Below are 25,129 nucleotides of genomic sequence, written 5' to 3' on the forward strand. Positions count from 1 at the left end.
TGTTGCCGACATGTGACATTCTGCAGGAACCGCGTTTGCCGTGGCGCCGCCTCCGGTATTCAGGTGGAGGCTGAACTCTTCGCTCCGCATGGGGCGCAAGAGACGCAGCGGCGACCCGACCGCGACCTCAAGGGGGTGGCATGTCCGTAGAACTGGGCAGCTCGAAGGTGCTTCCCGCACCAGCACCGCACGTGCACGACGACGACGCCCTCAACACCCGTACGCTCTCCCGCTCCCTGTTCCTGCGGCTGGCCACACTCGACAAGGACAGCGTGGAGCGTACGTACGTCCGCGACACGCTCATCGAACTGAACCTCCCGCTGGTGCGCTACGCCGCTGCCCGATTCCGCAGCCGTAACGAGCCGATGGAGGACATCGTCCAGGTCGGCACGATCGGTCTGATCAAGGCGATCGACCGGTTCGACTGCGAACGAGGCGTCGAATTCCCGACGTTCGCCATGCCCACCGTCGTCGGCGAGATCAAACGCTTCTTCCGCGACACGTCCTGGTCCGTACGGGTCCCGCGCCGCCTCCAGGAGCTGCGGCTGGCCCTCACGAAGGCCAGCGACGACCTGTCCCAGAAGCTCGACCGCTCCCCCACCGTCGCCGAACTCGCCGCGTGCCTCGGCGTATCGGAGGAGGACGTCGTCGACGGCCTCGCCGTCGGCAACGCCTACACCGCCTCCTCCCTCGACTCCCCCTCCCCCGAGGACGACGGCGGCGAGGGTTCCCTCGCGGACCGCCTCGGCTACGAGGACACCGCGCTGGAGGGCGTGGAGTACCGCGAGTCCCTCAAGCCCCTGCTCGCCAAACTCCCGCCGCGCGAACGGCAGATCATCATGCTCCGCTTCTTCGCGAACATGACCCAGTCCCAGATCGGCGAGGAGGTCGGCATCTCCCAGATGCACGTCTCCCGCCTCCTCACCCGCACGCTCGCCCAACTCCGCGACGGCCTCACCACGGACTGACGACGCGACGCACCCCCGGGCCCCAGGCGCCACCAGCGATCACCTGGCCCGGGGCTTCGACATGCGCACTCCCGCCCGGTTCCCCGTCGTACGCCCTGTACACCTGACGCCCCGTCACCCACACTGCCCCCATGCGACGGACGACGGTTGGCGCATCGGCGGGTGTACTGGCGTTACTGGCCACCCTTCTGGCGTCCTGCGGCACCACTGAGGCCCCGGGCTACCTCGCGTCGGGCCCAGCGAACGACCGCGCTCCGGACAAGCTCGTCGCCCCTACGGACGATGTCACCCTGACCCCGCTGGACGGCTCTCACTCCTCCGCCGGCCCCAGCACCCCCGCCGCCAACACCGGCGAACGCTCTGGCGACGCGACATCCAGCCCCCTCTCCCCTGCTGGCACGCCAGATGCCTCGGGTAGCCCTCAGCCGCCCTCCAGAACCGCCCCAGCCACACCGGCCGACAGCGCCCCAGCCCCCTCCCCCACACCCACTCCCACCGACAACACCCCCGCCCTCCTGAAAGTCGGCGCCCCGCTCCTCACCAAGACCGACGTGCGCTGGTGCGAACAAGTAACCGTGAAGCTCCACAACACCGGCGGCCGACCGGTGACGGACGGCACCATCACCTTCGCCACCCACATCATCGGCGGGCTCGGAATCGACTGGGACACACGGAAGTCGACCCGCGAGCTACCCGTCCCGATCGCCGGCGGCGAGACGAAGACGCACACGTGGAAGGTGTGCGTGGACGCTTGGCGGGTGCCGCTGGGCATGCACATCACCACAAAGGGCGCCGCCGCCACCTGGAAGTGAAGGCCCCAAGCCCGCCCTGTCCAGGTACTCCTGGCTTGCTGTCAGACGCGAGTGCGAATATGTGAGGCATGAGTACCAGTGGGGCGGGGGAATCTTCGGGTGCTGCGCGTGCGGACGGCCGTCCGCGCCTGGAGGACCTGCTGCGGCAGGCCGACGCCGAGGCGGCAGCACGGGAGCGGCAGGCGAGCGAACGGCGAGCGGACCGTGCGGACGAGACGCCGCCGGCGGCGACACCGGCCGACCCTGACACGCCCCCTGCCATCACCCCTGCCCCCGAGGACGTAATCGCCCGTGAGAAGCGGGCGTTCGCCGCTCGGCTGGGCGAGTTCCGCCGTACGGCCGTGATCGTCCCAACGCTCGACGGCGACCTGATGACCGCGACCTACGGCGGCATCCGCTGGATCTACGCCTTCAGCGACAGGCCCGCCCTCGCCCGCTTCGCCGTCGCCGCCGGATGGGAGCCGCCGCCCGCGGACGGCCTGGAATTCCTGACCGTGTACGGCGCCCGGCTGCTGGACGTGGTGGTCCCGGCGGCCGGCGAGCCGACGGGCGTGGCCCTGGACGTCGCGGACGCGGAGACGGGCGGCTGCGTGATGTTCCCACCCGTACTCGGCATCGTCCCCGACGAGGCGGCCGTGGACGGCGCCAACGGTGAGGCACTCGCGACGGCAGCGGCGGACAGGGCGACGGAAGAGAGCCCAGCAGAGGATCGGGCCCCGGGCACAGGCCCGGCCCCGGGGGAGGCGACGGCGTGAGCGGCGAGCAGCCCGAGATGAGCGACGAGCTCAAGGACCTCCATGTCTCGCCGTCGGCCATCAAGAAGATCACCAGTGGCATCAACGGTGCCATCGACGAGCTGCAGGCCATCGGCCAGGCGGGCGGCGCCGAGGTCGGCCGCGGCTTCTCCGAACTCGCCCTGACCGGCATGGAAACCGGCTACGCGGACCTCACCGCGAAGTTCGAGACGTTCTGCGAGCGCTGGGAGTGGGGCGTCCGCTCCCTCGTGAAGGAGGCCCTCGACTTCGCCGAGGGGGCGGGCCTCTCGGCGGGCCTGATGCACGAGGCGGACGGCTATGTCCAGGGCACGATGAAGGTCGGCTGGACGGCGGCGATGGGCAACCCCCACCTGTCCGAGGAGGACGTCGAGAAGCGCAGTTGGGGCCGGACCCTCGAGGACAACCCGATCCACAACCTCGCCAACCCCGACTACAGCGCCAAGTCCATGCTGCAGGCCGGCCAGGACGCCGAGGACCTCTGGAAGGCGACGGCGCACGACCTCACCACGGACGGGATGATCGGCGGCCAGTACAGCTCGTACGCCAAGGTCGCCGGTTACGGGGACGAGTACGACGCAGCGATGGACGACGCCTTCGGCCCTGACCAGAAGGCCGATGACGGCGGCGCACACGGGGAGAGCGGCAAGCGCGGCGAGGGCCGCACCGAGCACGGGGGAAGCAAGGGCTGATGGGCTGGGACGACTGGATACCGGACGGCGTCAAGGACGGTGTCAACGATGTCGCCGACAAGGTCGGTGACGCGTACGAGGACGGCCAGAAGGCGATCGGCCAGGGCATCGATCACTACAGCGGCCGGCTGGCGGACGCCATGGACGGCGCCGGCTGGGACAGCGGCGCCGACTGGGTCCGCAGCAAGGGCGACTCGGTCGCCAACCATCTCGGCGCCGAGGTCGAGGAGTGGGAGCTGGGCGAGACCGAGGACCCCAAGAAGCTGGTGCACGGCAGCCCCGACAAGATCCGCGCCACGGCCAAGAACCTCAGCGACTTCCAGAAGGCGTTCGACAAGGTCGCCTCCGGGATGCGGCAGCTCGACTCGGGCGAGTGGCGCGGCCAGGCCGCTGACGCCTTCCGCAAGAAATTCGCCATGCACCCGACGAAGTGGGCGCACGCCGCCGACGCCTGCGAAAAGGCGTCGAAGGCCCTGTCCGACTTCGCCGAGACCGTGGACTGGGCGCAGCAGCAGGCCCAGGTGGCGATCAACGAGTACAAGAAGGGCCAGGAGGCGACCGACAAGGCGCGGGCCGCACACGCGAAGGAGGTGACCGCGTACGCGAAGGACCTCCAGACCTACAAGGACGCCCAGGACGCGGGCAAGGACCCGGGCAAGCGCCCCACCGACCCGGGCGACTTCACTCATGATCCCGGCGAGGCGCTGCGCAACGGCGCCAGAGACAAGCTGAAGCACGCCCGCAAGCAGCGCAACACGTCCGGCGCCCACGCAGTGACCCACGTGGACGCCGCCCTGGCCCACGCCCCCGCCAAGCCGGAGTTCACCGACCGGCTCGGCATGGAGGCGTACGACAAGATCCAGGGAGCGCCGACGGAGCTCCTGCACACGGTGGGCGGCTTCACGAAGGGCGCATTCGGCGTGATGTCCTTCGCCCGCTCGGTCAGCCCCATGGACTCGTACAACGTCTCCCACCCGGCCGAGTACGCGATGACGCTGAACTCCACGGCCGCGGGGCTGGTCGGCATGGCGAACCACCCGGAGCGCCTCCCCGCGGCCGTCGTCGGCACCGGCTGGAGCCACGACGCGTCGGAGGCCAAGGGCCGCCTGCTTTTCGACGTTGTCCTGGACGTCGCCACGGGCGGCGCGGGGGCGGCGGCTAGCGCGGGGACCCGGACGTTCAGGGTGGCCCGCCTCGGCGAGGACGCCATGGAACACGCCGGCAACCGCGCGCTGCGCGAGGGGATGGAGGAGGCAGGCGAAGGCTCCGCGCGCCGCCATCTGCACGAGGACGGTCACCATCAGTCGGACACGAAGAATTCGGAACGAGAGTCCGAGGGCTCGGACCCGGTGGACCTCGCCACCGGCAGGATGTACCTGCCGCAGACCGACATCGTGCTCCCCGGTGCGTTGCCGCTGGCCTTTACCCGACAGCTGGAGTCAGGCCGTACAACAGGCCAGTGGTTCGGGCCTTCCTGGGCGAGCACGGCGGACCAGCGGCTGGAGATCGACGTCGAAGGCGTCGTCTTCGTCGGCGAGGACGGCCTGCTGCTGTCCTACCCCCACCCAGCCCCGGGCGTGCCCACACTCCCGGAGTCCGGCCCCCGCCACCCGCTCGAACGCACCCCCGACGGCGGCTACACCCTCACCGATCCCGGCACCGGGCATATACGCCACTTCTCACCACCGCCCGCCGGTGACGACGAGACCGGGGACGGCATCGCCCGCCTGGAGCAGATAACCGATCGCAACGGCGACCACTGGATCACCTTCGACCACGATCCGGACGGCACACCGACCGGGATCGTCCACTCCAGCGGCTACCACCTCACGTTCACCACCGAGGAAGGCCGCATCACCGCCCTCCACCTGGCGGGCGGGGCCGAGGACGGCACCGATCAGGTACTCCTCCGTTACGGCTACACCGACGGCAACCTCACCTCGGTGACCAACTCCTCCGACCTGCCGTTGCGCTTCGAGTACGACGACCGGTACCGCGTCGTCTGCTGGACCGACACCAACGACCGCCGGTACGACTACGTCTACGACGACCGGAACCGCTGCATCGCCGAGGGCGGGACCGAAGGTCACATGGCGGTCCGCATCAGTTACGACGAGACCGACCCCGCCACCGGCCACCGCATCACCGCGCTCACCGACTCTCTCGGGCACACCACCCGCCACCTGGTCAACGACGCGTACAAGATCGTCGCCACGATCGGACCGACCGGCGCGGTTGCCCGTACCGAACGGGACCACCTCGGCCGCGTCATGACCGCCGTCGATCCGCTGGGGCACACCACGGCCTTCGAGTACGACGCGGTCGGCCGCATCACGGCGGTGATCCGCCCCGACGACACCCGCGTCACCGCGACGTACAACGCCCTCGGCCTGCCGACCGAGGTCACCGAACCGGACGGTGCGGTCTGGCGGCAGACCTACGACGAAGACGGCCGCCGCATCTCCGCCACCGACCCGTCGGGGGCGACGACGACCTTCGCCTACGACGCCCGCGGGCACCTGTCCGCGGTGACCAACGCGCTCGGCCAGACAACCCGCATGCGCTGCAACGCGGCCGGACTGCCCACCGAGATCACCGACCCATTGGGCGGCGTGACGAAGTACGTACGCGACGCCTTCGGCCGCGTCGTGGCCCATACCGACCCTCTCGGCGCCACCACCCATTACACCTGGACCGTCGAGGGCCACCTCGCCCGCCGCGTCGCACCCGACGGCGCGACCGAGACCTGGACGTACGACGGCGAAGGCAACTGCCTCACGCACACGGACGCCGCCGGCGGCGTGACGCAGTACGAGTACACCCACTTCGACCAGTTGGTCGCACGAATCGAGCCGAACGGCGTCCGCTACACCTTCACGTATGACACAAAGCTCCAGCTGACCAAGGTCACCAACCCGCAGGGCCTGGAGTGGTCGTACGCATACGACCCGGCCGGCCTGCTGTCCGCCGAGACGGACTTCGACGGCCGCCAGGTGACGTACGAACGGGACCTTGCAGGCCGCCTCGCCGCCCGCACCAGCCCGCTGGGCCACACGACCGTCTACCAGTACGACAAGCTCGGTCGTACGACGGCCAAGCGCACCGCCGACGGCGTGACCACCCGCTACACCCACGACCCGAGCGGCCGCCTCCTCCGCGCCACAGCGCCGGACAGCGAGGTGGCGTGGACCCGCGATCCCCTGGGTCGTATCACCGCCGAGACGGTCAACGGCCGCACCATCTCCTATGCGTACGACACGCTCGGCCGCCGCACCCACCGTCGTACGCCCACCGGCGCCGAAGCGTCGTACGCCTACGACGCCGCCGGCCGCCGCACGTCCCTCACCACGTCCGGCCGCACCCTCGACTTCACCCACGACGCCACGGGCCAGGAGATCACCCGCTCCCTCACGGACGGCCTGATCACCCTCCACCAGTCATACGACCCGGCGGGCCGCCTGTCGTCCCAGGCTCTGTACGGCGCGACGACGGCATCGGAGACCTCCGCGGAAGGCGCGACCACACACACGACCCCGCTTCAGCACCGGTCGTACACCTACCGCCCCGACGGCTACCTCACCGGCATCGACGACCTCCTGAGCGGCCCCCGCCGCTTCGCCCTCGACCCCGTCGGCCGCGTCACTGCGGTCTCCGCCCACAACTGGACCGAGACCTACGCCTACGACGAGGCCGGCAACCAGACTTCCGCGGAATGGCCCGGCGCCCACGCCAACTCGGAAGCCACCGGCACCCGCACCTACAACGGCACCCGCCTCACCCAGGCCGGCCGCATCCGCTACGAACACGACCCCGCCGGCCGCCTGACCCTGCGCCAGAAACGCCACCTCTCCGGCAAACGCGAATCCTGGCACTACACCTGGGACACCGAAGACCGCCTGACCTCGGTCACCACCCCCGACGGCACGGTCTGGCACTACCGCTACGACCCCCTGGGCCGCCGCACATCCAAGCAGCGCGTTTCCCCGGACGGTACTGCCGTCCTGGAACAGATCGACTTCACCTGGGACGGCACCACCCTCACCGAACAAACCACCTCAGGTGACGGGCCTGCCCCTTCCATCACCCTCACCTGGGACCACAACGGCCTGGCCCCTATCACTCAAACCGAACGCATCTCCGCATCCGATGCCCCCCAATCCGAAATAGACTCCCGCTTCTTCGCCATCATCACCGACCTGATCGGCACCCCCACCGAACTCGTCTCCCCCGAAGGCAAAATAGCCTGGCACACCCGCACGACCCTCTGGGGCACCACAACCTGGAACGCCGACGCGACCGCGTACACCCCTCTCCGCTTCCCAGGCCAATACTTCGACCCAGAAACCGGGCTGCATTACAACTACTTCCGGTATTACGACCCCGAAAGTGCCCGCTACGCGTGCCCTGACCCTTTGGGTCTGATCCCTGCCCCTAACCCGGCCACGTATGTTCACAATCCATTGGCATCGACGGATCCGCTTGGCCTGGGTCCGTGTCCGCCAGATCAAGACAGACGTGCACAGCCACCCGCACACGGCGAGGGAAATGGTAACGACTGGGCGAAGAGCGTCACGCAAAAGGGGAGGACCGACAACTCTCAGGTCATCTCCGGTCACGGATACTATGAGTTCGGTGCAGGCGACATGACTGTCCCTGCAGGAACATGGTTGAAGTTCTACGTCGAGGACGGGAAACGCCTTTCGGACGCCATCGGCCATGAGATCGAAGTTGGCGGAAACAGGACGCCATTCGAGACTTTCGGCCCTGGCAAGAGCCTCCCCGACTACACCGTTGACGTACCCAAGAACCTAAACATCAGCAGCAAATCAATAACCGTAAATGCGCCTACTCGACTCAGTGATATCGTCACTGAGGGCATGGGTGCCGTGCATGTCGTAATTTGCCGCGAACACATCAAACCTTGGTGAATACAGATGACTTACTACCCCGACCTTAGCGCTTACGCATATTCCGAGTCTGACGAACCCATGCTGAACGTCGGCTGGCTTTCCAGGGATCATGACTACCGAAGGGGAGAAGCCCCCAAAGGACTCACCAAGGCGCTCGCCAAACTGGCCAAGGAGTCAGTGAACATTCAGCGCGGCATGCATTTCTGCGAACTTTGCCCTTCTTTCCAAGTAGCTCGCGAAAACACGTCTTGGAATGACATTTTCATCGGTAGTGGGGAAATTCACGTGACCGGCCCTCGCGGCACTACATACGCCGCTCCTGCAATGATTGTGCATTACGTCGACAGTCATTCATATTTGCCGCCCGAGGATTTCTGCAACGCCGCCCTTCAGGCACTCCGACACGACAATTAGGCATATTCACACAATCAGACCTTCTGGCTGAATAGCTAGTCAATCCTGTGCGTGTCGATTCGTGGCAAGTGTCACTGGGGTGCGTACCGATACGAAGATGTTGATTCCGCTTGGAAGTAAGCGGCCGTGGCGTTTGCCGGGGCGGGGTTGAGTTGGTGGAGTACTGGAAGGTTCGCTGGAATCACGGGTTTCCGGATGAGGCGGTCGTGTTCTACAGCGAAGTCGGGGATGACGGGTATGAAGTGAGGAAGGTGCAGGTTTACCGGGATGGGCGCAGGTTGAAGGCGGATTGTCTGCATGAGTCCGGCGAGATCGGCCTGAGCGAGGTTCCCGTGGGGCGGATCGAGGATGTGGCTGCGCAGAGCGAGTTCGTCGCGGAGCTCATCGAGCGCGGAGAGTTCGACTCCGCGTGAGGGCGAGCGGCTTGGCCGGGATGAATGACGGTCGAGTAGGGGCCGCTGGTGTGCGCTCCGCTGGGGTGCTCGTATTCGCTGAATCCACTTGGTCTGTGGACGTCGAGTGGGCGTGACGGCTCGAGGTGCGGCACCGGTCCGCGGCGCCCGCGCGGGAGGGGAAGACCTCTCAGGCAGCGCCGATCACTCGGTCGCCGTATTCGATGGACAGCGTGATCCGGGCCCCCAGTGCCGCGGCGTACGTGCGCATCGTCTCCAGGTTGTGGATCTCTCCCCGTTCGATCTGGGACACCCGCGCCTGGGAAATGCCGACCGCAGCCGCCACCTGGGCCTGTGTGCGTCCCTGTTCTTCCCTGATCATGCGCAGGTGATAGCCGAGCACATGTGCCTCGGTCGCCGTCCGCGCCGCCTGCTTTCGGGCTTCCCACTCGGCATCGGTGATCTCGGGATGGGCTTCGCGCATCTGGCGCTTCACCTTTGCCCAACTGCTGTAACCGTTCATCAGGCGTCCCGGTCCTCTCCTGCGCGGTGGGCGCTCGTCAAGTACGCGCTGTAACGGGCCTCGGCAAGTGGAATTGCTTCTTCGTACCACTGGTTCCAACGGCCGACCTTGTCACCTGCCACAAGAAGAACCGCCTCACGTACCGGATCGAAGACGAACAGGACCCGTACCTCGGTTCTGCCTGCGCTTCCCGGCCGCAACTCCTTGAGGTTGTGCACCCGGCTGCCGGTGATCCGGTCGACCAATGGCCTGCCCAGAATCGGTCCGCTCTCAGCCAGCATGTCGATGGCCGCTGCGACGAGGTCCGCACTCACCGGATCCTCCTCTGCCAGCTTGAGCAGCCACAGCTCCACCGATGGGTGGAGATTGATCTCCCAGGTCATGCGCCACATCCCAGCGTAGACCGGCGAGCTCTAGAAGGAAATCCTTATACCGTCATCCCAACGGGTGACATAGAGCAGGTAGTCGCTGGAATGGCCGCGGGTCGCGCTGGGCGGTACGCCACTCGGCGGCGCAGGCGGGTGCAGGCCCCGATCGAGCTCCGGTCAGGCGTCCGTGGGTGCGCCGGCGAGACTTCCGGGAGTTACTTCGAGACGAAGGAGCCCATGCCCGGGGTGGTGACGATGAGGCTCTCGGCGCGGAGGGCTGCGGTGGCCCTTGCGTACGGTCACTCGCGCGACGCCGAACTCCCGCTCCATCTGGGCCTCGGAGATCAGGTGGTGGGGCGGGTACTCCCCGCTCGCGATCCGGCTGCGGATCACGTCGGCGATCTGGACCCACTTGGGTCTTGTCGGGTCGAACGTCATCACCGGCGGACGGTACAGCGCTCGGCTGCGCGATCGAGCCAGGTCAAGGCACGGTTCATCCGTCGGCAGGATCCTCGGTCGGCTTCTCGGACGGCTTCACCGGCAGCTCTCTCGCCACGAAGGAGCCCATGCCTGCCCGAGTCCGGATCAGCCCGTTTGCGCGCAGGGCCCGGTGCACCTTCTGCGATGTGGAGGTGGCGATGCCGAACTCCGCCGAGAGGTTCAGTACGGATGGGACGCGCGTGCCGGGGGCGTAGGTGCCGTCCGCGATGCGCTGGCGAATCACGTCAGCGACCTGGCGCCAGCGGGGGCAGTCCGGTGCGAAGTCCATCACAGCCGGACGGTACTTCTCCTAGGCGCACGGAAGCGTTTCTTCGGAGCGTCATTCATCCATCGTGGGGACTCTCGGCCAGCTTCTCCTTCGCGCTCTTCGTCACGAAGGAGCCCATGCCAACCTGCGTCTGGATCAGTCCGTCTGCACGCAGCCCGCGGTGGACCTTCTGACCGGTGGACGTGGCGATGCCGAACTCTTCCAGCATCTCGGCCACGGATGGCACTCGCGTACCTGGTGGGTAAGTGCCGTCCTCTATGCGCGCGCGGATGATCCTTGCCACTTGCCGCCATCGCGGCTCGTCCGGTGCAAACTCCATCACGCAACCAAGGTAAGCAGCCCACGCCATACCACGCGACACGTAGCTACGGTGCCTAGGCAACCTAGGGGTAGCAGACTGCAGTAGAGCTGTTCCAAAGCCCCGGCGGTCGCGGCAACGACCCCGGGGTGTGGTCAACGCGAGCCCTGAAGAGGAGCGCCGACATGCGTCACCGTATCGTCCGGGCCGTAGCGTGGCTGGGAGACCTGTGCTCCCGGCCCGTTACGACGGTCAACCACTCCTGTCCGGCTTCCGGTAACCGGAGAACAACCAGTCCCCCTTCCCGGCCTTCACGGCCCCCTCGCCTGCTCGATGTGCCCATCGACGGCGACGCGTCCCGTCTCGTGCGGCCGTACCTCGTTGTCGCCGAGCGGCGGGCGCGGGAGCAGGCCGCTCGGCTCTTCGCGTACCAGGGCGGCGTATCGGTGTACGTGTCGTGAGCGGGGAAGAGCGGCTGCGGCTGCTGCCCTGGGCCGGGAGTGATGGGCGGCGGTGCTACCTGTCGACGGACGAGGACGGGAGCGGGTACGTGTCGCAACTCGCCGATGAGGTGGAGGTCGTGCAGCTGGCTATGGGGGCGCGGCTGGCGGAGCGGAGCGAGGCGGTGCTCGGGAGACGCGGCAACGCCGCCTCGCCGCTACGCCCGGGTGAGTTGAGAGTGCTTGCGTACGGACTTGTCGAGGCGTTGCGGGATGCGATCAGGATTGCTGAGAGTCGGGGTGAGCGGGCGGCCCGGCATGACCAGTAGTACGCACGGCGGCAGTTAGTACGCGCGGCGATGATCGTACGCAGAAGGCAGTCGTACGCAGAGGACGGCGGTGCCCCGCGGGGCGCCGCTGTCCGACGTGATGACAAGTAAGGGGGAGTGAGCCGGGCCCGGTCAGGCCAGGGCCAGCCAGGCGGCCGCTGCGATGATCACGATGGCGACGACTACGCCGATGATGATGCCCGCGCGGGGGCCCGAGGAGGACTGGGGGGTGGCCGCGGCGGTGCGGGGGGTCTGGGGGGCGCCTTCGTCGACGAAGGCGCGGAACATCTGCGTGCTGCCGGCCGGGTCGTGGTTGCCGTCGGGCGTCTGCGGGTTGTTCGCCATAGGCCGAGACCCTAGCGAACCGGCGGGTAGGAGGGACACCCCCGCCCGCCCGGGACACGGCAACGTCCCGGGCGGGCGGACATCGGTGGGGAGCCGGTCAGAGCGCCGCAAAGCGCCGGAGGGGGCACAAGGGGCTCCGTATGCCCCGGGGAGGACGTTCGCACACCGCTCTGACCTGCGGATTTACGGAGCACATCCGCACCTTTGACTCGTGTGCGATACATCTTTTTGGTTTCCTTTACCTCGTGAACCCCAGATTCGTTTGCCTTCGGCAACCAAGTGGTTCTATGGTTGCCTCAAGCAACAAAAGATGTGTGGAGGTGCCCATGGCCGCGCAGGGTCAGTACCAGGAGCTGGCCAGGCAACTCAGCGCCATCGGTGCCGTGAAACGCGAGCTCGGGCGCATCCTCCCCCACGACTGCCCGCCCGCCTCGGTAGGCGTGCTCACCATCCTCGACCGGTACGGCGAGATGCGGATGAGCAAGCTGGCCGAGCTGCTGATGATCGACATGTCGGTGACCAGCCGGCACGTCGCCCACATCGCGGAGCGCGGCTGGATCGAGCGGGAGCCCGACCCGCTGGACAAGCGGTCCAGGCTGCTGCGACTGACAAACCGCGGACGCGAACTGCTCGCCGAGCTGTCCGTCCGTTACACAGACTCCCTCGCCCGGTACCTCGACGACTGGTCCGACGACGACGTCGGCCGGCTGAACGAGCTGCTCGCGAAGTTGCACGAGAGCTTCGGCGACTGCCGCACCCGGGCGCACCAGGAACCCACGCGTACCGACGTCACACGTACGGACGTCACGCGGAGCCAAACCACCCGTACATCAGCAGGACGATAAGGAATTACATGGCTACAACCACACCAGCCGGTGTGCGGGGCGGCCACGCCAAGCACGGAGGCGGCGGAGACGCCTCCGCCGGAGCGCCCATGACGCACCGCCAGATCATGGAGGCGCTGTCCGGGCTGCTGCTCGGTATGTTCGTCGCCATCCTTTCTTCGACGATCGTGTCGAACGCGCTCCCGGAGATCATTCACGACCTGAACGGTGGCCAGAGCGCCTACACGTGGGTCGTGACGGCCTCGCTGCTGGCGATGACGGCGACCACCCCGCTGTGGGGCAAGCTCTCCGACCTGTTCAGCAAGAAGCTGCTGGTGCAGCTCTCGCTGGTCATCTATGTCGCGGGCTCGGTCGTCGCCGGCCTCTCGCAGAACAGCGGCATGCTGATCGCCTGCCGTGTCGTGCAGGGCATAGGCGTGGGCGGTCTGTCCGCCCTGGCCCAGATCGTGATGGCCGCGATGATCTCCCCGCGTGAGCGGGGACGGTACAGCGGCTACCTCGGCGCTGTCTTCGCCGTCGCCACTGTCGGCGGTCCGCTGCTCGGTGGTGTCATCACCGACACCTCGTGGCTCGGCTGGCGCTGGTGCTTCTACGTCGGCGTGCCCTTCGCGGTGATCGCGCTGATCGTGCTGCAGAAGACCCTGAAGCTCCCCGTCATCAAGCGCGAGGGCGTCAAGGTCGACTGGCTGGGCGCCTTCTTCATCAGCGCGGCGGTCTGCCTGCTGCTGGTGTGGGTCACCCTGGCCGGCGACAAGTACGACTGGATGTCCTGGCAGACCGGTGCCATGGTCGGCGGTGCCGTCGTGCTCGCGCTGATCTTCGTCCTGGTCGAGACCAAGGCGGCCGAGCCGATCATCCCGCTGCGGCTGTTCCGCAACAAGACGATCACGCTGGCCTCGCTGGCCTCGCTGTTCGTCGGTATCGCGATGTTCTCCGGCACCGTCTTCTTCAGCCAGTACTTCCAGCTCGCGCGCGGCAAGTCGCCGACGATGTCCGGCGTGATGACCATCCCGATGATCGCGGGGCTGTTCGTCTCCTCGACCGTGTCGGGCCAGATCATCACCAAGACCGGCAAGTGGAAGGCGTGGCTGGTCTCCGGTGGCGTGCTGCTGACCGCGGGCCTCGGCCTGCTGGGCACGATCCGGTACGACACCGAGTACTGGCACATCGCGATCTTCATGGCCCTGATGGGTCTCGGCATCGGCATGATGATGCAGAACCTGGTCCTGTGCACGCAGAACCAGGTCGCCCCCCAGGACCTCGGCTCCGCCTCGTCCGTCGTCACCTTCTTCCGCTCCCTCGGCGGTGCGGTGGGTGTCTCGGCGCTCGGCGCGGTGCTGGCAACCCGAGTCACGCACTACGTCAAGGACGGCCTGACCGACCTCGGACCGGCTGCCGCCAAGGCCGCCCAGTCCAGCGGGGCCGGCGGCGGAGGAATCCCGGACCTGGACGCCCTCCCGGCGCCCTTCCGGACGGTCATGGAGAGTGCCTACGGGCACGCTGTCGCGGACATCTTCCTGATCGCCGCCCCGTGCGCGCTGCTCGCCTTCCTTCTGACGCTTTTCATCAAGGAGGTCGCCTTGAAGACCAAGGGTGGACTGGCACAGTCCTCCGACGACGGCTCGGACGCCACGGCGTCCGGCGCCACCACGGACGCGACGGCGGTTCCGGCCGACGCCGCTGCCGCCCCGGCCACCGCCTCGGCCGCCGCCGCTCCGGCCGCCGCGTCCGAGGAGCGGGAGCCGGCCCTGGTCGGCGCCCCCTCCGTGGCCGACGACCGGACGCCCTCCTGGGCGCAGGGCCAGCCCGCCCGGGCCACCCAGGCCCAGCCGCTGGCGGCGTACGCCTCCGCCGGCGACCCCGGCACCCCGGAGGGCCCTGCCATCACCGGCTTCGTCCGCAACGGTGACGGCAGCCCGGTCCCGCGCTCCGCGGTCACGCTGATCTCGCTCAGCGGCCGCCAGCTCGGCCGCTCGGTGGCCCAGGCCAACGGCTCGTACGTGCTGAACGCCCCCGGCGCCGGCTCGTACGTCCTGATCGCGGCCGCCGACGGCCACCAGCCGCAGGCGTCCACGGTCGTCGTCGGCGACCAGCCGATCGGCTACGACATCCTGCTCAGCGGCACCAGCGGCCTTCGGGGCCAGGTCCGCAGCGTGGTCACCGGCGCGCCGGTGGACAGCGCGATGGTCGTGGTCACGGACGTCCGCGGTGAGGTGCTGGCGACCGGCAAGACCGGCGTCGAGGGCAACTTCGCCTTCGACGAGCTGGCCGCCGGTACGTACACCGTCGCGGTGAACGCCACCGACTTCCGGCCGACCGCACAGCCGGTCGAGGTCAGCGGCCAGGGCACCACCCGCATCGAGATCGCGCTGCAGTCCGGCGCCCGCGTCCAGGGCGTCGTACGGGCCGGTGCGGACCGCCGTCCCCTGCCGGACGCGCGCGTCACGCTGGTCGACGCCGCGGGCAACGTCGTGGCGACCTCCACGACCGGTGCGGACGGCGCGTACGCCTTCACCGACCTGGACTCCGGCGACTACACGGTGATCGCCAGCGGGTACCCGCCGGTGGCCAACGCGCTGTCGGTCGACGCGGGCGGAGTCGACGGTTACGACGTCGAGCTCGCACACCCCGGCGACTGAGACCGGCAACAGGAAAAACGGGGGCCGGGGCGGGATCATCGCCCTGAGAGCACAGCCCCGGTCCGGGGCGCGCGTTGAGCGGAGACGCGCCCCGGGCCGGACCACGGGCCCCGGCGGCGGCGGGCGCACAGGCAGGGGACGGCCTGCACGCCGCCGGCCGGGGCCCACATGTACCAAGCACGAATCGGGAGTGGGTATGAGTTCGACTGGCGCGGGCGTTCGGGCACAGGTCCGGACACGCGACGGCTGGGCGGTCAAGCACGCGGTGCTGACCGTCACGGACATGACGGGCACGCAGGTCCTGCGCGCCACGGCCGACGAGGACGGCGTCGTGCGCGACGCGGCCCCGCTGCAGCCCGGCCCGTACACGGTGATCGTGACGGCCGTGGGCTACGCGCCGGTCGCCTCGACCTCGATCGTGACGGCGAGCGGCCGGATGGACATCGGCAACGTGACGCTGGCCCGGCAGGGCGGCGCGGAGCTGCCGCCGCCCGGACCGTGGATGATCGACCCGATGCACTCGTCGGTGGCCGCCGCCGCGCAGCACCTGGGGATCTCCAGCGTGCGCGGCCGGTTCACCGAGTTCTCCGGCCGGATCGACATCGCGGAGGACGTGGAGAAGTCGCGCGTCGAGGCGGTCATCAAGGCCGCGTCGATCGACACCGGCAACGGGATGCGCGACAGCCACCTGCGCAACTCCGACTTCCTGGACGTGGAGACCTACCCGGAGCTGACCTACCGCTCCACGGGTCTGGAAGCTGCGGGCCCGGACCGCTGGATCGTCCACGGCGACCTCGCGCTGCACGGCGTCGAGCGGCCGGTGGACCTGAACCTGTCGTACCTGGGCACGGGCCCGGACCCGTGGGGCGGTACGCGGGCGGCGTTCAGCGCCACCGCCGAGCTGCACCGCGAGGACTTCAAGATGAACTACAACCAGGTCGTGGCGGCCGGTATCGCCGCCATCGGCACCACCCTGAAGGTGGAGCTGGACATCCAGGCGGTCCAGGGCGACTCGCTGCCGATGGCCGGCTGAGGAGCCCTCCCCCGAGCTCGACCGCGTTCGAGCAGGGGTGCCCCCAGGGCCGTTCGCGGAACACCGCGGACGGCCCGTACGCATCGCTCCGGCCGGCCGCTCACTCCCGACGGCCGGCCGGATACCGCTTCCGTCGCGCCCGTCAGGGCCGGCGGCCCCGGTCGCGGAGCGCCTCGATGCCCGCGATCTGCACGTCCAGCGCATAGGCGAAGTCGCGCTCACGCATCTCGCGGACGCCGACGCCCTGCTGGATCTCCAGCGCCTTCGCAGACATCTCCATCGTCTCGGCGAACTCCGGGCGGCCCTGGACCGCCCCGACCACTTCCTGGAAGTGCTCGTCCAGCGTCCTGCCGGTCTCCCGGCAGCGCTCCTCGTGCAGTCCCTCGATCGTGCTGAAGCCGTAGACGAACTGGAAGATCGCGCCGAGCGCGCCGGAGATCTCCTCCGGGGAGAGCCCGCTGCCCTGCATGACGCGCAGCGTCGCGTTGGAGAACGCGATCGCGTGCGGGCCCACGTTGAGGTACTCCCCCAGCAGCCGCGGCGCCCAGCGGTGGGTGACCAGCACCTTGCGGTACTCGGCGGCCAGATGCCGCAGGTGGTCGCGCCAGTCCGCCTCCGGGTCGCTCTCGTCCGGCAGGTCGATCTCGCCGGCGATCGCGTCGATGGCCAGCTCCAGCAGGTCGTCCTTGGTGTCGACGTACCAGTACACCGACATCGCCGTGACGCCGAGCGCGGCGGCCAGCCGGCGCATCGAGAACTTCGCGAGCCCCTCCGCGTCCAGCAGCCGGACCGTCGTCTCGACGATCTTGTCCAGATCCAGCCCGGCCGGCTGGTCCGCCTTCCGCTTCAGCGGAGGGCGTTCGGTCAGCCAGACACTCTTCCGTGGTTTCCCGGCGCGGCTGCCCGTCGTTTCCATGGCCGGCCCTCCCTCATCGCTGAACTGGTCGTACGCGGTCTGCCGCCTCGATGCTATTCCGCTTGGGCGCGGGGGTGCCCCGCCCGTTCGGCGCGTTCGGCGCGGCCCAGCAGGATGCCGGCGAGCAGCCCGCCCGCGAACACCGCGGCGGCGCCCACCAGTTGGCTGGTCTGGATGCCGGTCGCGAACGCGTCCCGCACGGCGGCGCGGTCCGCGTCCGTACGGGCTGCCGCGAGCGCGGCGGGCAGCGAGCCGGCACCGGCCGCGACCGCCGGGAGCAGCGCCGCGAAGCGGGAGTTGAGGACCGCGCCGAGCACGGCGACGCCCAGGCCCTGGCCGCATTCCATGAGCGTGCCGTTGACGCCGGCGCCGACGCCGGCCTTGGCGGGCGGGATCGCGGACATGATGGCGTTGGCCATGGCCGGCATCGACAGCGCGACGCCGATGCCCATGACGATCAGTCCGGCGAGCATGCCGGAGTACGAGCCGGCGCCCGAGAGCGAGATGGCCGCGAGGCCGCCCGCGAGCAGGGTCATGCCGACGGCTATGGTCCGCGGCGTACGGAGCTTGACCATCAGCCGGCCCGCGAGGCCGGAGAAGTTCAGGACCACGGCGGTCAGGGCGAGCGGCGCGATGCGCAGCCCCGCCTCCAGCGGCTCGTATCCGAGCACCAGTTGCAGATGCTGGGTGAGCAGGAACATCGAGCCGCCCATGCCGAACGCGACGAGGATGCCGCCCGCGACGGCGCCGACGAACTTCCGGTCACGGAAGAAGTGCATGTCCAGCATCGGATGCGGGGTGTGCAGCTCCCAGCGGGCGAAGACGGCGAGCGCGAGGAGGCCGACGAGGGCGGAGCCGAGCACGCGGGCGGAGAGCCAGCCGTGGTCGGGGCCCGAGATGATCGCGAAGACGACGGCGACCATGCCGATCATGGACAGCAGGGCGCCGGGCAGGTCGGGACGGTCGCCGGAGGGGTTCTTGGACTCCGGTACCAGCTTCAGCACGGCGACCAGGCCGAGCACCGCGACGGGGATGTTGATCAGGAAGATCGAGCCCCACCAGAAGTGGTTGAGCAGGGTGCCGCCGATCAGCGGCCCGGCGGCGAAGCCGAGGGAGTTGACCGCTCCCCATATGCCGATCGCCTTGGGTCGCTCCTCGTTGTCGAAGATCTGGACGACGACGGCGAGGGTGGTGGTCATCAGCAGGGCGCCGCCGATGCCCATGCCGGCGCGTGCGGCGATCAACTGGCCGGCGGACTGCGCGAAGCCGGCGCACACCGATCCGACGCCGAACAGCACCAGGCCGATGGCCAGCATCTTCTTGCGGCCGTAACGGTCGGCGGCGTTGCCGGCCGTGAGCAGCAGACCGGACTGGACCAGCGAATAGGCGTTGATCATCCACTGGATGTCGGCGGTGGTCGCACCCAGCTCCTTGTTGAGGGAGGGCACGGCGACGTTGAGGACGGTGTTGTCGAGGAGGACGGTGAGCTGCGCGAGGCAGATGACGCCGAGGATGATCCAGCGCGTGGGATGGCGCGGCGGGCTCTCGGCGGGGGCGGCAGCGGAGGCCACGGGGGACGGCATGCAGGCTCCCTGTACGGATGTGAGCGGGACACTTACACCGTACAGGGAGCTCTTATACGCCGTACATTCAGTTTTTCGGCCGGGCGTCGGCCCGGGCCGCGGGGCTACTTCTCGGGGCTGGTCAGGTCGTACAGCGTGGTGCTGCCGACGGTGACCTTCTCGTAGTTCTTCGTCACCCAGGCGGTGATCTTCGAGGAGTTGCCCGAGTTGCCGCCGGGGCCGCCCATGCCGCCGCCGAGGAAGTAGTGGATCTTCCCCTCCTTCACGTACTCCTTGAACTGCGCGAGCGTCGGGGACGGGTCGCTGCCGTTGAAGCCACCGATGGCCATGACCGGCTTGCCGGTCGCCAGTTGGTAGCTCGCCGCGTTCTGCGAGCCGATGGAGGCGGCGACCCAGGTGTACTGGTCGGCGTCCGCGAGCAGCTTCTGCTTTACCGCCGTGCTGACCTGCGAGCCGTTGAGCAGGCCGCCCATGCCGCCGCCCCCGCGCATCGCGCCGCGCTCGCCGGTACGCATGCCGGGCGGCATGCCCGTCTTGCCGGTGCCCGTGCGGGGCGGCATGCCCGTCCTGCCCGGCGCGCCGCCCTGGCCGCCCTGGCCGCCCGGCATTCCCGGCGGGCCTCCGTTGCCGCCGGGCTTCCCGTCCGGTCCGCCCATACCTCCCGGGCGACCCATGCCGCCCGGGCCGCCCATGCCGCCGGAGACCGACGGGCCTGCCGTGATGATCGAGCCCGTGTGCGGGGTCGTCACCGTGTTCAGCGTGTACGCGAGGGGTCCGGCCAGCGACGTCGCGAGGCCCAGTCCGGCGGCGCCGACGGCCAGCCGGCGCCCGGCGCCCGAAGTGCCCCGCCCGAAGGCCGCCAGCGCGACCGCCGCGAGCAGCCCGCCGACCAGCACCACCCAGCGCAGCCACGGCAGCCACGTCGGCGACCGGTCCAGCAGGACGGACGACCAGACCGCCGTGCCCGCGACCGTGACGGCGAGCACCGCCGTCGCCGCGACGTGCTGCCGCCGCTGCCACAGCAGCGCGGCGCCCATGCCGACCAGCGCCGCGATGTAGGGCGCCAGGGCGATGTTGTAGTACTGGTGGAAGATCCCGGACATGAAGCTGAAGGTCGCGAAGGTCATCAGCAGCGCGCCGCCCCAGACCCAGAACGCGTTCCGCTGCTGCGCGGCCAGGGCGTCCGTCGCGCGCCGGGCCCGCCACAGGACGCACAGCCCCGCGATCAGCAGCACGAAGGCCGCGGGCAGCAGCCAGGAGATCTGGCCGCCCATGTCGGAGGAGAACAGCCGGTCGATGCCGGTCTGACCCCAGCCGCCGCCACCGCCGCCGCCCCGGCCACCGCCGCCCCCGCCGACGCTGCCGGTCTCATTGCCGTTGATCCGGCCCAGGCCGTTGTAGCCGAAGGTCAGCTCCAGGAAGCTGTTGTTCTGCGAGCCGCCGATGTACGGGCGGGAGGACGCGGGCCACAGTTCGACGAGCGCCACCCACCAGCCGCCGGAGACGAGGAGCGCGAGCCCGGCGAGCAGGAGCTGACCGATCCGCTTCCGTACGGTCGTGGGCGCGCAGACCGCGTAGATCACGGCCAGCGGCGGCAGGATCAGCCACGCCTGCAGGGTCTTGGTGAGGAAGGCGAGACCGAAGCAGAGCCCGGCCAGCACCAGCCACTTCGTCCGCGCGTCCTCCAGGGCGCGCAGCACACAGGCGATCGCGCAGACCATCAGCAGGCAGAGCAGCGCGTCGGGGTTGTTGAAGCGGAACATCAGCGCGGCAACCGGAGTGATCGCCAACGCGCCGCCCGCGAGGAGTCCGGCGCCCGCGCCGAAGCGCCGGCGCACGGTGGCATAGAGCACGCCGACCGCAGCGACACCCATCAGCGCCTCGGGCACCAGGATCTGCCAGGCGCCGAGCCCGAAGAGCCGCACCGACAGGGCCATCGGCCACAGCGCGGCCGGCGGCTTGTCGACGGTGATCGAGTTCGCGGCGTCCGAGGAGCCGAAGAAGAACGCCTTCCAGCTCTCGCTGCCGGCCTGCACGGCCGCCGAGTAGAACTGGTTGGCGTACCCGGAAGCGCCCAGGTCCCAGAGGTAGAGCGCGGCGGTGACCGCGAGGAGGAGCAGCAGGCCGGGGCGGGCCCAACGGGGGTCGGCGCGCCGCTCCGGTGTCTCCGGCTCGTGCGTCGCGTCCGTCCGCGGCGCGTCGTACGTCGGCGGGGCGGTCATCGGATGCTCCTGGGGTCGTTGCCCTCGTGCGGGGCGGAGGCGGTGCCCGGGAAGACCCAGGCGCGGAAGAGGAGGAAGCGCAGCACGGTCGCGGCGAGGTTCGCGGCGACCAGTACCGCCAGCTCCGTACCGTGCGAGGGGGAGCCGGCCGCCGCGTTCAGGGCCGCCAGCGAACCGCTGGTCAGGGCCAGGCCGATGGCGAAGACGACCAGGCCCTGCGCCTGGTGGCGGACCGCGCGGTCGCGGCCCCGTACGCCGAAGGTGAGCCGCCGGTTGGCCGCGGTGTTGCCGAACGCGGAGACCAGCAGCGCCAGCGCGTTGGCGAGCTGCGGCCCGACGCCGAGCCGGAAGAGCGAGTACAGCAGGAGGTACGCGACCGTGCTGAGAGCGCCGACCACGCAGAAGCCGACCAACTGGCGGGCCAGGCCGCCCGGTACGCCGGTGAGCTGCCGGTCGCGCGGGTCGTCGCCGAAGGGCCGGGCCAGCCGGTCCAGCGGCAGCGCGCCGGTGGCCAGCGCGCGCCCCACCCGCCACACGCCCTTGAGGTCATCGGTGGCGGTCTTCACGATGTGCACGGTGCTGTCCGGGTCGTCCACCCAGTCCACCGGTACTTCGTGGATGCGCAGCCCGGCCCGCTCGGCGAGGACCAGCATCTCGGTGTCGAAGAACCAGCCGGTGTCCTCGACCATCGGCAGCAGCCGCTCGGCCACGTCGCCGCGGATCGCCTTGAACCCGCACTGCGCGTCGCTGAACCGGGCGGCCAGCGAGCCGCGCAGGATCAGGTTGTAGCCGCGCGAGATGAACTCCCGCTTGGGGCCGCGCACGACGCGCGAACTGCGGGCCAGACGGGAGCCGATGGCGAGGTCGGAGTGGCCGGAGATCAGCGGCGCGACCAGCGGCAGCAGCGCGTTCAGGTCGGTGGAGAGGTCCACGTCCATGTACGCGAGGACGGGCGCGCCGGACATCGTCCAGACGGTGCGCAGCGCCCGGCCGCGGCCCTTCTGCTCCAGCCGTACCGCGGTGACCTCGGGGATCTCGTCATCGAGCCGGGCCGAGACCTCGGGGGTGGTGTCGGTGCTCGCGTTGTCGGCGATGGTGATCCGAAAGCCGTACGGGAAGGTGCGGGCCAGGTGGTCGTGGAGCCGCCGGACGCACGGTTCGAGGTCGCGCTCCTCGTTGTAGACCGGGATCACGACGTCCAGGACGGTCGTGGTGCGGCCGGGGCGCAGATGCTCGCGCGGCGGCAGGGAGCCCAGCGGGACGGTGGTCCGGATGGGCCCCGGGGCCGCGGCCTGAGTGGTGCCCGGGGCCGGTTGGGAGCCCGGGGCCGGCTGTGTCGTCGTCATGGGACCGACGTTCGTCGGCCCCGCTGTCACGACCGTGTGGTGAGGCTGTGGCCCGGCTGTGAGTCCTCAGCGGGGCGCGAACTGCCCGCCTCAGCGGGACGCGAAACTGCCTGCCTCCGCGGGCAGCCGGACCGTGAAAACCGTGCGGCCCGGAGCGCTGTCCACGCCCACCTCGCCGCCGTGCGCGGCCACCACCGCGCGGACGATCGCCAGGCCCAGCCCGGTACTCCCGGCGGCCCGCGACCGCGAGGCGTCGCCGCGCGCGAACCGCTCGAAGACGTGCGGCAGCGTCGCCGCCGGGATGCCCGGACCGTCGTCCACGACCTCCAGCAGCACGGACGGGCCGTGCCGGGCCACCCGCGCGGTGACCGTCGTGCCCTCCGGCGTGTGCGTGCGCGCGTTGCCGAGGAGGTTGACCAGTACCTGGTGGAGGCGTGCCGCGTCGGCCCGTACGAGCGCCGGCGCTTGGGGGAGTTCGAGCCGCCAGTGGTGGCCGGGGCCGGCCGCGCGCGCGTCGCTGACCGCGTCCACGACCAGCGGCGAGAGATCGGTGCTCGCATACGAGAGCGGGCGTCCCGCGTCCAGCCGGGCGAGCAGCAGCAGGTCCTCCACCAGCCCGGTCATCCGGGTCGCCTCGGACTCGATGCGGCCCAGCGCGTGCCGGGTGTCCGGCCCGGGGTCCTCGCGGCCGCGCCGGGTCAGCTCGGCGTAGCCGCGGATCGAGGCGAGCGGCGTACGCAGTTCATGACTGGCGTCGGCGACGAACTGCCGCACCCGCGTCTCGCTCTCCTGGCGCGCGGCCAGCGCCGAACCGACGTGCCCCAGCATCCTGTTGAGAGCCGCGCCCACCTGGCCGACCTCGGTACGCGGGTCTGCCTCGGCCGCCGGGACTCGCTCGTGCAGCGCCACCTCACCCTGGTGCAGCGGGAGTTCGGAGACTCGGGTGGCGGTGGCCGCGACCCGGCGCAGCGGCCGCAGCGCGAGTCCGACCATGGAGGCGCCCGCGATGCCCGCCGCGATCAGCCCGGCGGCCGTCACACAGACCTCGACCACGATGAGCGTGCCGACCGTCTCCTGCACCTGGTCCAGCGGGAAGCCCACAACGATCGAGCCGTCGCCCGTGGACTCGATCCGGTAGTCACCGAGCCCGGGCAGCGTGGCGGTGTGCGGCTCGCCGTCCCGGGGGACCGCCGCGAGCGCCCGGAGCTGCGCGTCGTTCAGGGCGTCGAGGTGGTCGGAGAGCTCGTGGCTGCTCGAATCGTTGCTCTTCGCGCCCTGCGCGATGCCGCCGTCGGGCGCGACCCGGGCGCCGACGGTGGCGATCGGCTGGCCCGGCATGGCGAGGAAGTCCAGGGTCTGCCGCTTCAGCGGATCGTGCGCGATCGGGCCGCCCTGCGTGCGCCGCACGGCATCGCCCAGTTGGTGGTCGAGCTGGTTCTGGAGGTAGTCGTGCAGCGCAATGGCGGTGACCGTCCCGATGACGGTGCCGACCACGGCGATCAGCGCGACGGCGGCCACCACCAGCCGGGTGCGCAGCGACCACGGGCGCCGACCGGAACGGCCGCCGGGAGTACGGAACATGACCGTTACTCTCCGGGCTTGATCAGATATCCCGCGCCGCGCCGGGTGTGGATCATCGGGCTGCGGCCCGCGTCGATCTTCCGCCGCAGGTAGGAGATGTACAGCTCGACGACGTTGGCCTGGCCGCCGAAGTCGTAGGACCAGACCCGGTCCAGGATCTGGGTCTTGCTGAGCACCCGGCGGGGATTGCGCATCAAGTAGCGCAGCAGCTCGAACTCCGTGGCCGTGAGGTGGATGTCGACCCCGCCGCGCGAGACCTCGTGACTGTCCTCGTCCAGCAGGAGGTCGCCCACCGCGAGCACCGACGAGGGCCGTACGGCGGCGGCACCGGCCCGGCGCAGCAGTCCGCGCAGCCGGGCGACCACCTCCTCCAGGCTGAACGGCTTGGTGACGTAGTCGTCGCCGCCCGCGGTCAGCCCGGCGATGCGGTCCTCCACGGCGTCCTTGGCCGTGAGGAAGAGGACCGGCACATCGGGCAGGTCGCGGCGGAGCCGGCCCAGTACGGTCAGGCCGTCCATGTCCGGCAGCATCACGTCCAGGAGCACCGCGTCCGGCCGCCACTCGCGCGCGGCCCGCAGCGCGCTCGCGCCGTCCCCGGCGGAGCGGATGTCCCAGCCTTCGTACCGCAGCGCCATCGAGAGCAGGTCGGTGAGCGACGCCTCGTCGTCGACGACGAGCACGCGCACCGGGCTCCCGTCGGGGCGCAGCAGTTCCGGGTGCTTCTTCACGGAGGGCGGCGATCCGGCAGTGGCAGTCATGCTCCACAGCCTGGCCGCGGCCTCTGAGAACCCCCTTTCGGGTTTCTGTGAATCTGCTGAGAAACGCAGGCAGCGGGTCGGCAGACCGGCTGGGCCGCCCCCCGCGCGGTCCAGCCGGTCTCACTGGGAAAAGCATGGCAGGCACCACTGACAATCGGCCCTGAGCGCGGGGG

23 protein-coding genes are annotated in these 25,129 nt (G+C 69.8%); 11 read left to right on the forward strand and 12 right to left on the reverse strand.

Features of this window, described 5'->3' with window-relative positions:
* The first annotated feature begins 140 nt into the window (after window positions 1–140).
* From IG84_RS0100250 to IG84_RS0100275, 7 genes are all read left to right on the forward strand, one after another.
* Window positions 141–968: an RNA polymerase sigma factor SigF gene (locus tag IG84_RS0100250; RefSeq protein WP_031049617.1), complete on the forward strand. Its 828-nt coding sequence runs from the start codon at window positions 141–143 to the stop codon at window positions 966–968.
* A gap of 575 nt (window positions 969–1,543) precedes the next feature.
* Window positions 1,544–1,780 (forward strand): hypothetical protein, encoded by a 237-nt coding sequence (locus tag IG84_RS40400; protein WP_031049620.1) that lies wholly within the window; start codon window positions 1,544–1,546, stop codon window positions 1,778–1,780.
* A gap of 68 nt (window positions 1,781–1,848) precedes the next feature.
* The gene (locus IG84_RS41755; protein WP_063761723.1) at window positions 1,849–2,535 is read left to right on the forward strand and encodes a hypothetical protein; all 687 of its coding nucleotides are present in this window, start codon (window positions 1,849–1,851) and stop codon (window positions 2,533–2,535) included.
* On the forward strand, window positions 2,532–3,245 hold the full coding sequence (locus IG84_RS37575) for a hypothetical protein (protein ID WP_051861195.1): 714 nt from the start codon (window positions 2,532–2,534) through the stop codon (window positions 3,243–3,245). Before IG84_RS41755 ends, IG84_RS37575 begins: the two co-directional genes overlap by 4 nt.
* Window positions 3,245–8,173, forward strand: coding sequence for a putative T7SS-secreted protein (locus IG84_RS0100270; protein ID WP_031049629.1), 4,929 nt, complete (start codon window positions 3,245–3,247; stop codon window positions 8,171–8,173). Before IG84_RS37575 ends, IG84_RS0100270 begins: the two co-directional genes overlap by 1 nt.
* A 6-nt stretch (window positions 8,174–8,179) precedes the next feature.
* Window positions 8,180–8,569, forward strand: coding sequence for a DUF7919 family protein (locus IG84_RS40970; RefSeq protein ID WP_157848797.1), 390 nt, complete (start codon window positions 8,180–8,182; stop codon window positions 8,567–8,569).
* Window positions 8,570–8,724: 155 nt separating this feature from the next.
* Window positions 8,725–8,982: a DUF6881 domain-containing protein gene (locus IG84_RS0100275; RefSeq protein ID WP_031049631.1), complete on the forward strand. Its 258-nt coding sequence runs from the start codon at window positions 8,725–8,727 to the stop codon at window positions 8,980–8,982.
* A 169-nt stretch (window positions 8,983–9,151) separates the two neighbouring features.
* Here the strand turns inward: IG84_RS0100275 and IG84_RS0100280 are convergent, their stop codons facing one another.
* From IG84_RS0100280 to IG84_RS37580, 5 genes are all read right to left on the reverse strand, one after another.
* Complete coding sequence (locus IG84_RS0100280) at window positions 9,152–9,484, reverse strand: helix-turn-helix domain-containing protein (RefSeq protein ID WP_031049633.1); 333 nt, start codon at window positions 9,482–9,484, stop codon at window positions 9,152–9,154.
* Window positions 9,484–9,867 carry a type II toxin-antitoxin system RelE/ParE family toxin gene (locus tag IG84_RS0100285; RefSeq protein ID WP_037798984.1) on the reverse strand — a complete coding sequence of 128 codons (384 nt, stop codon included), beginning with the start codon at window positions 9,865–9,867 and terminating at the stop codon, window positions 9,484–9,486. Before IG84_RS0100285 ends, IG84_RS0100280 begins: the two co-directional genes overlap by 1 nt.
* A gap of 162 nt (window positions 9,868–10,029) precedes the next feature.
* On the reverse strand, window positions 10,030–10,290 hold the full coding sequence (locus IG84_RS39410) for a GntR family transcriptional regulator (protein ID WP_342668388.1): 261 nt from the start codon (window positions 10,288–10,290) through the stop codon (window positions 10,030–10,032).
* Between the two features lie 55 nt (window positions 10,291–10,345).
* On the reverse strand, window positions 10,346–10,621 hold the full coding sequence (locus IG84_RS0100290; RefSeq protein ID WP_031049641.1) for a GntR family transcriptional regulator: 276 nt from the start codon (window positions 10,619–10,621) through the stop codon (window positions 10,346–10,348).
* Between the two features lie 55 nt (window positions 10,622–10,676).
* Window positions 10,677–10,970: a GntR family transcriptional regulator gene (locus tag IG84_RS37580; RefSeq protein ID WP_031049644.1), complete on the reverse strand. Its 294-nt coding sequence runs from the start codon at window positions 10,968–10,970 to the stop codon at window positions 10,677–10,679.
* A 284-nt stretch (window positions 10,971–11,254) separates the two neighbouring features.
* Between IG84_RS37580 and IG84_RS42540 the strand changes: the two genes are divergently transcribed.
* A complete protein-coding gene (locus tag IG84_RS42540) occupies window positions 11,255–11,380 on the forward strand; it encodes a hypothetical protein (RefSeq protein WP_281179296.1) in 126 nt (41 codons plus the stop codon).
* A gap of 440 nt (window positions 11,381–11,820) precedes the next feature.
* Here the strand turns inward: IG84_RS42540 and IG84_RS0100310 are convergent, their stop codons facing one another.
* Window positions 11,821–12,033 (reverse strand): hypothetical protein, encoded by a 213-nt coding sequence (locus tag IG84_RS0100310; protein ID WP_031049647.1) that lies wholly within the window; start codon window positions 12,031–12,033, stop codon window positions 11,821–11,823.
* A gap of 326 nt (window positions 12,034–12,359) precedes the next feature.
* On the opposite strand from IG84_RS0100310, the gene IG84_RS0100315 reads away from it, so the two are divergent.
* The 3 genes from IG84_RS0100315 (at window position 12,360) to IG84_RS0100325 (ending at window position 16,550) form a co-directional block, all read left to right on the forward strand.
* On the forward strand, window positions 12,360–12,878 hold the full coding sequence (locus IG84_RS0100315) for a MarR family winged helix-turn-helix transcriptional regulator (protein ID WP_051861196.1): 519 nt from the start codon (window positions 12,360–12,362) through the stop codon (window positions 12,876–12,878).
* 89 nt (window positions 12,879–12,967) lie between these two features.
* Window positions 12,968–15,517: an MFS transporter gene (locus IG84_RS0100320; protein WP_465270445.1), complete on the forward strand. Its 2,550-nt coding sequence runs from the start codon at window positions 12,968–12,970 to the stop codon at window positions 15,515–15,517.
* Between the two features lie 196 nt (window positions 15,518–15,713).
* Window positions 15,714–16,550 carry a YceI family protein gene (locus IG84_RS0100325; protein ID WP_031049654.1) on the forward strand — a complete coding sequence of 279 codons (837 nt, stop codon included), beginning with the start codon at window positions 15,714–15,716 and terminating at the stop codon, window positions 16,548–16,550.
* A 142-nt stretch (window positions 16,551–16,692) separates the two neighbouring features.
* Here IG84_RS0100325 and IG84_RS0100330 read toward each other — a convergent pair whose 3' ends face one another.
* From IG84_RS0100330 to IG84_RS0100355, 6 genes are all read right to left on the reverse strand, one after another.
* A complete protein-coding gene (locus IG84_RS0100330) occupies window positions 16,693–17,466 on the reverse strand; it encodes a TetR/AcrR family transcriptional regulator (RefSeq protein ID WP_031049657.1) in 774 nt (257 codons plus the stop codon).
* A 53-nt stretch (window positions 17,467–17,519) separates the two neighbouring features.
* Window positions 17,520–19,049: an MFS transporter gene (locus IG84_RS0100335; protein WP_031049660.1), complete on the reverse strand. Its 1,530-nt coding sequence runs from the start codon at window positions 19,047–19,049 to the stop codon at window positions 17,520–17,522.
* A 104-nt stretch (window positions 19,050–19,153) separates the two neighbouring features.
* Window positions 19,154–21,271: an ArnT family glycosyltransferase gene (locus tag IG84_RS0100340; RefSeq protein ID WP_078648514.1), complete on the reverse strand. Its 2,118-nt coding sequence runs from the start codon at window positions 21,269–21,271 to the stop codon at window positions 19,154–19,156.
* Window positions 21,268–22,617: a bifunctional glycosyltransferase family 2/GtrA family protein gene (locus tag IG84_RS0100345; RefSeq protein ID WP_382467452.1), complete on the reverse strand. Its 1,350-nt coding sequence runs from the start codon at window positions 22,615–22,617 to the stop codon at window positions 21,268–21,270. Before IG84_RS0100345 ends, IG84_RS0100340 begins: the two co-directional genes overlap by 4 nt.
* Before the next feature lie 90 nt (window positions 22,618–22,707).
* Entirely contained in the window at window positions 22,708–24,198 is a 1,491-nt protein-coding gene (locus IG84_RS0100350) for a sensor histidine kinase (RefSeq protein ID WP_031049669.1), read from the reverse strand.
* Between the two features lie 5 nt (window positions 24,199–24,203).
* Window positions 24,204–24,956 (reverse strand): response regulator transcription factor, encoded by a 753-nt coding sequence (locus IG84_RS0100355; RefSeq protein ID WP_031049672.1) that lies wholly within the window; start codon window positions 24,954–24,956, stop codon window positions 24,204–24,206.
* Window positions 24,957–25,129 lie beyond the last annotated feature (173 nt).

The sequence above is a fragment of the Streptomyces ochraceiscleroticus genome (assembly GCF_000720485.1).
In the GTDB taxonomy this organism is placed as follows: domain Bacteria; phylum Actinomycetota; class Actinomycetes; order Streptomycetales; family Streptomycetaceae; genus Streptomyces; species Streptomyces ochraceiscleroticus.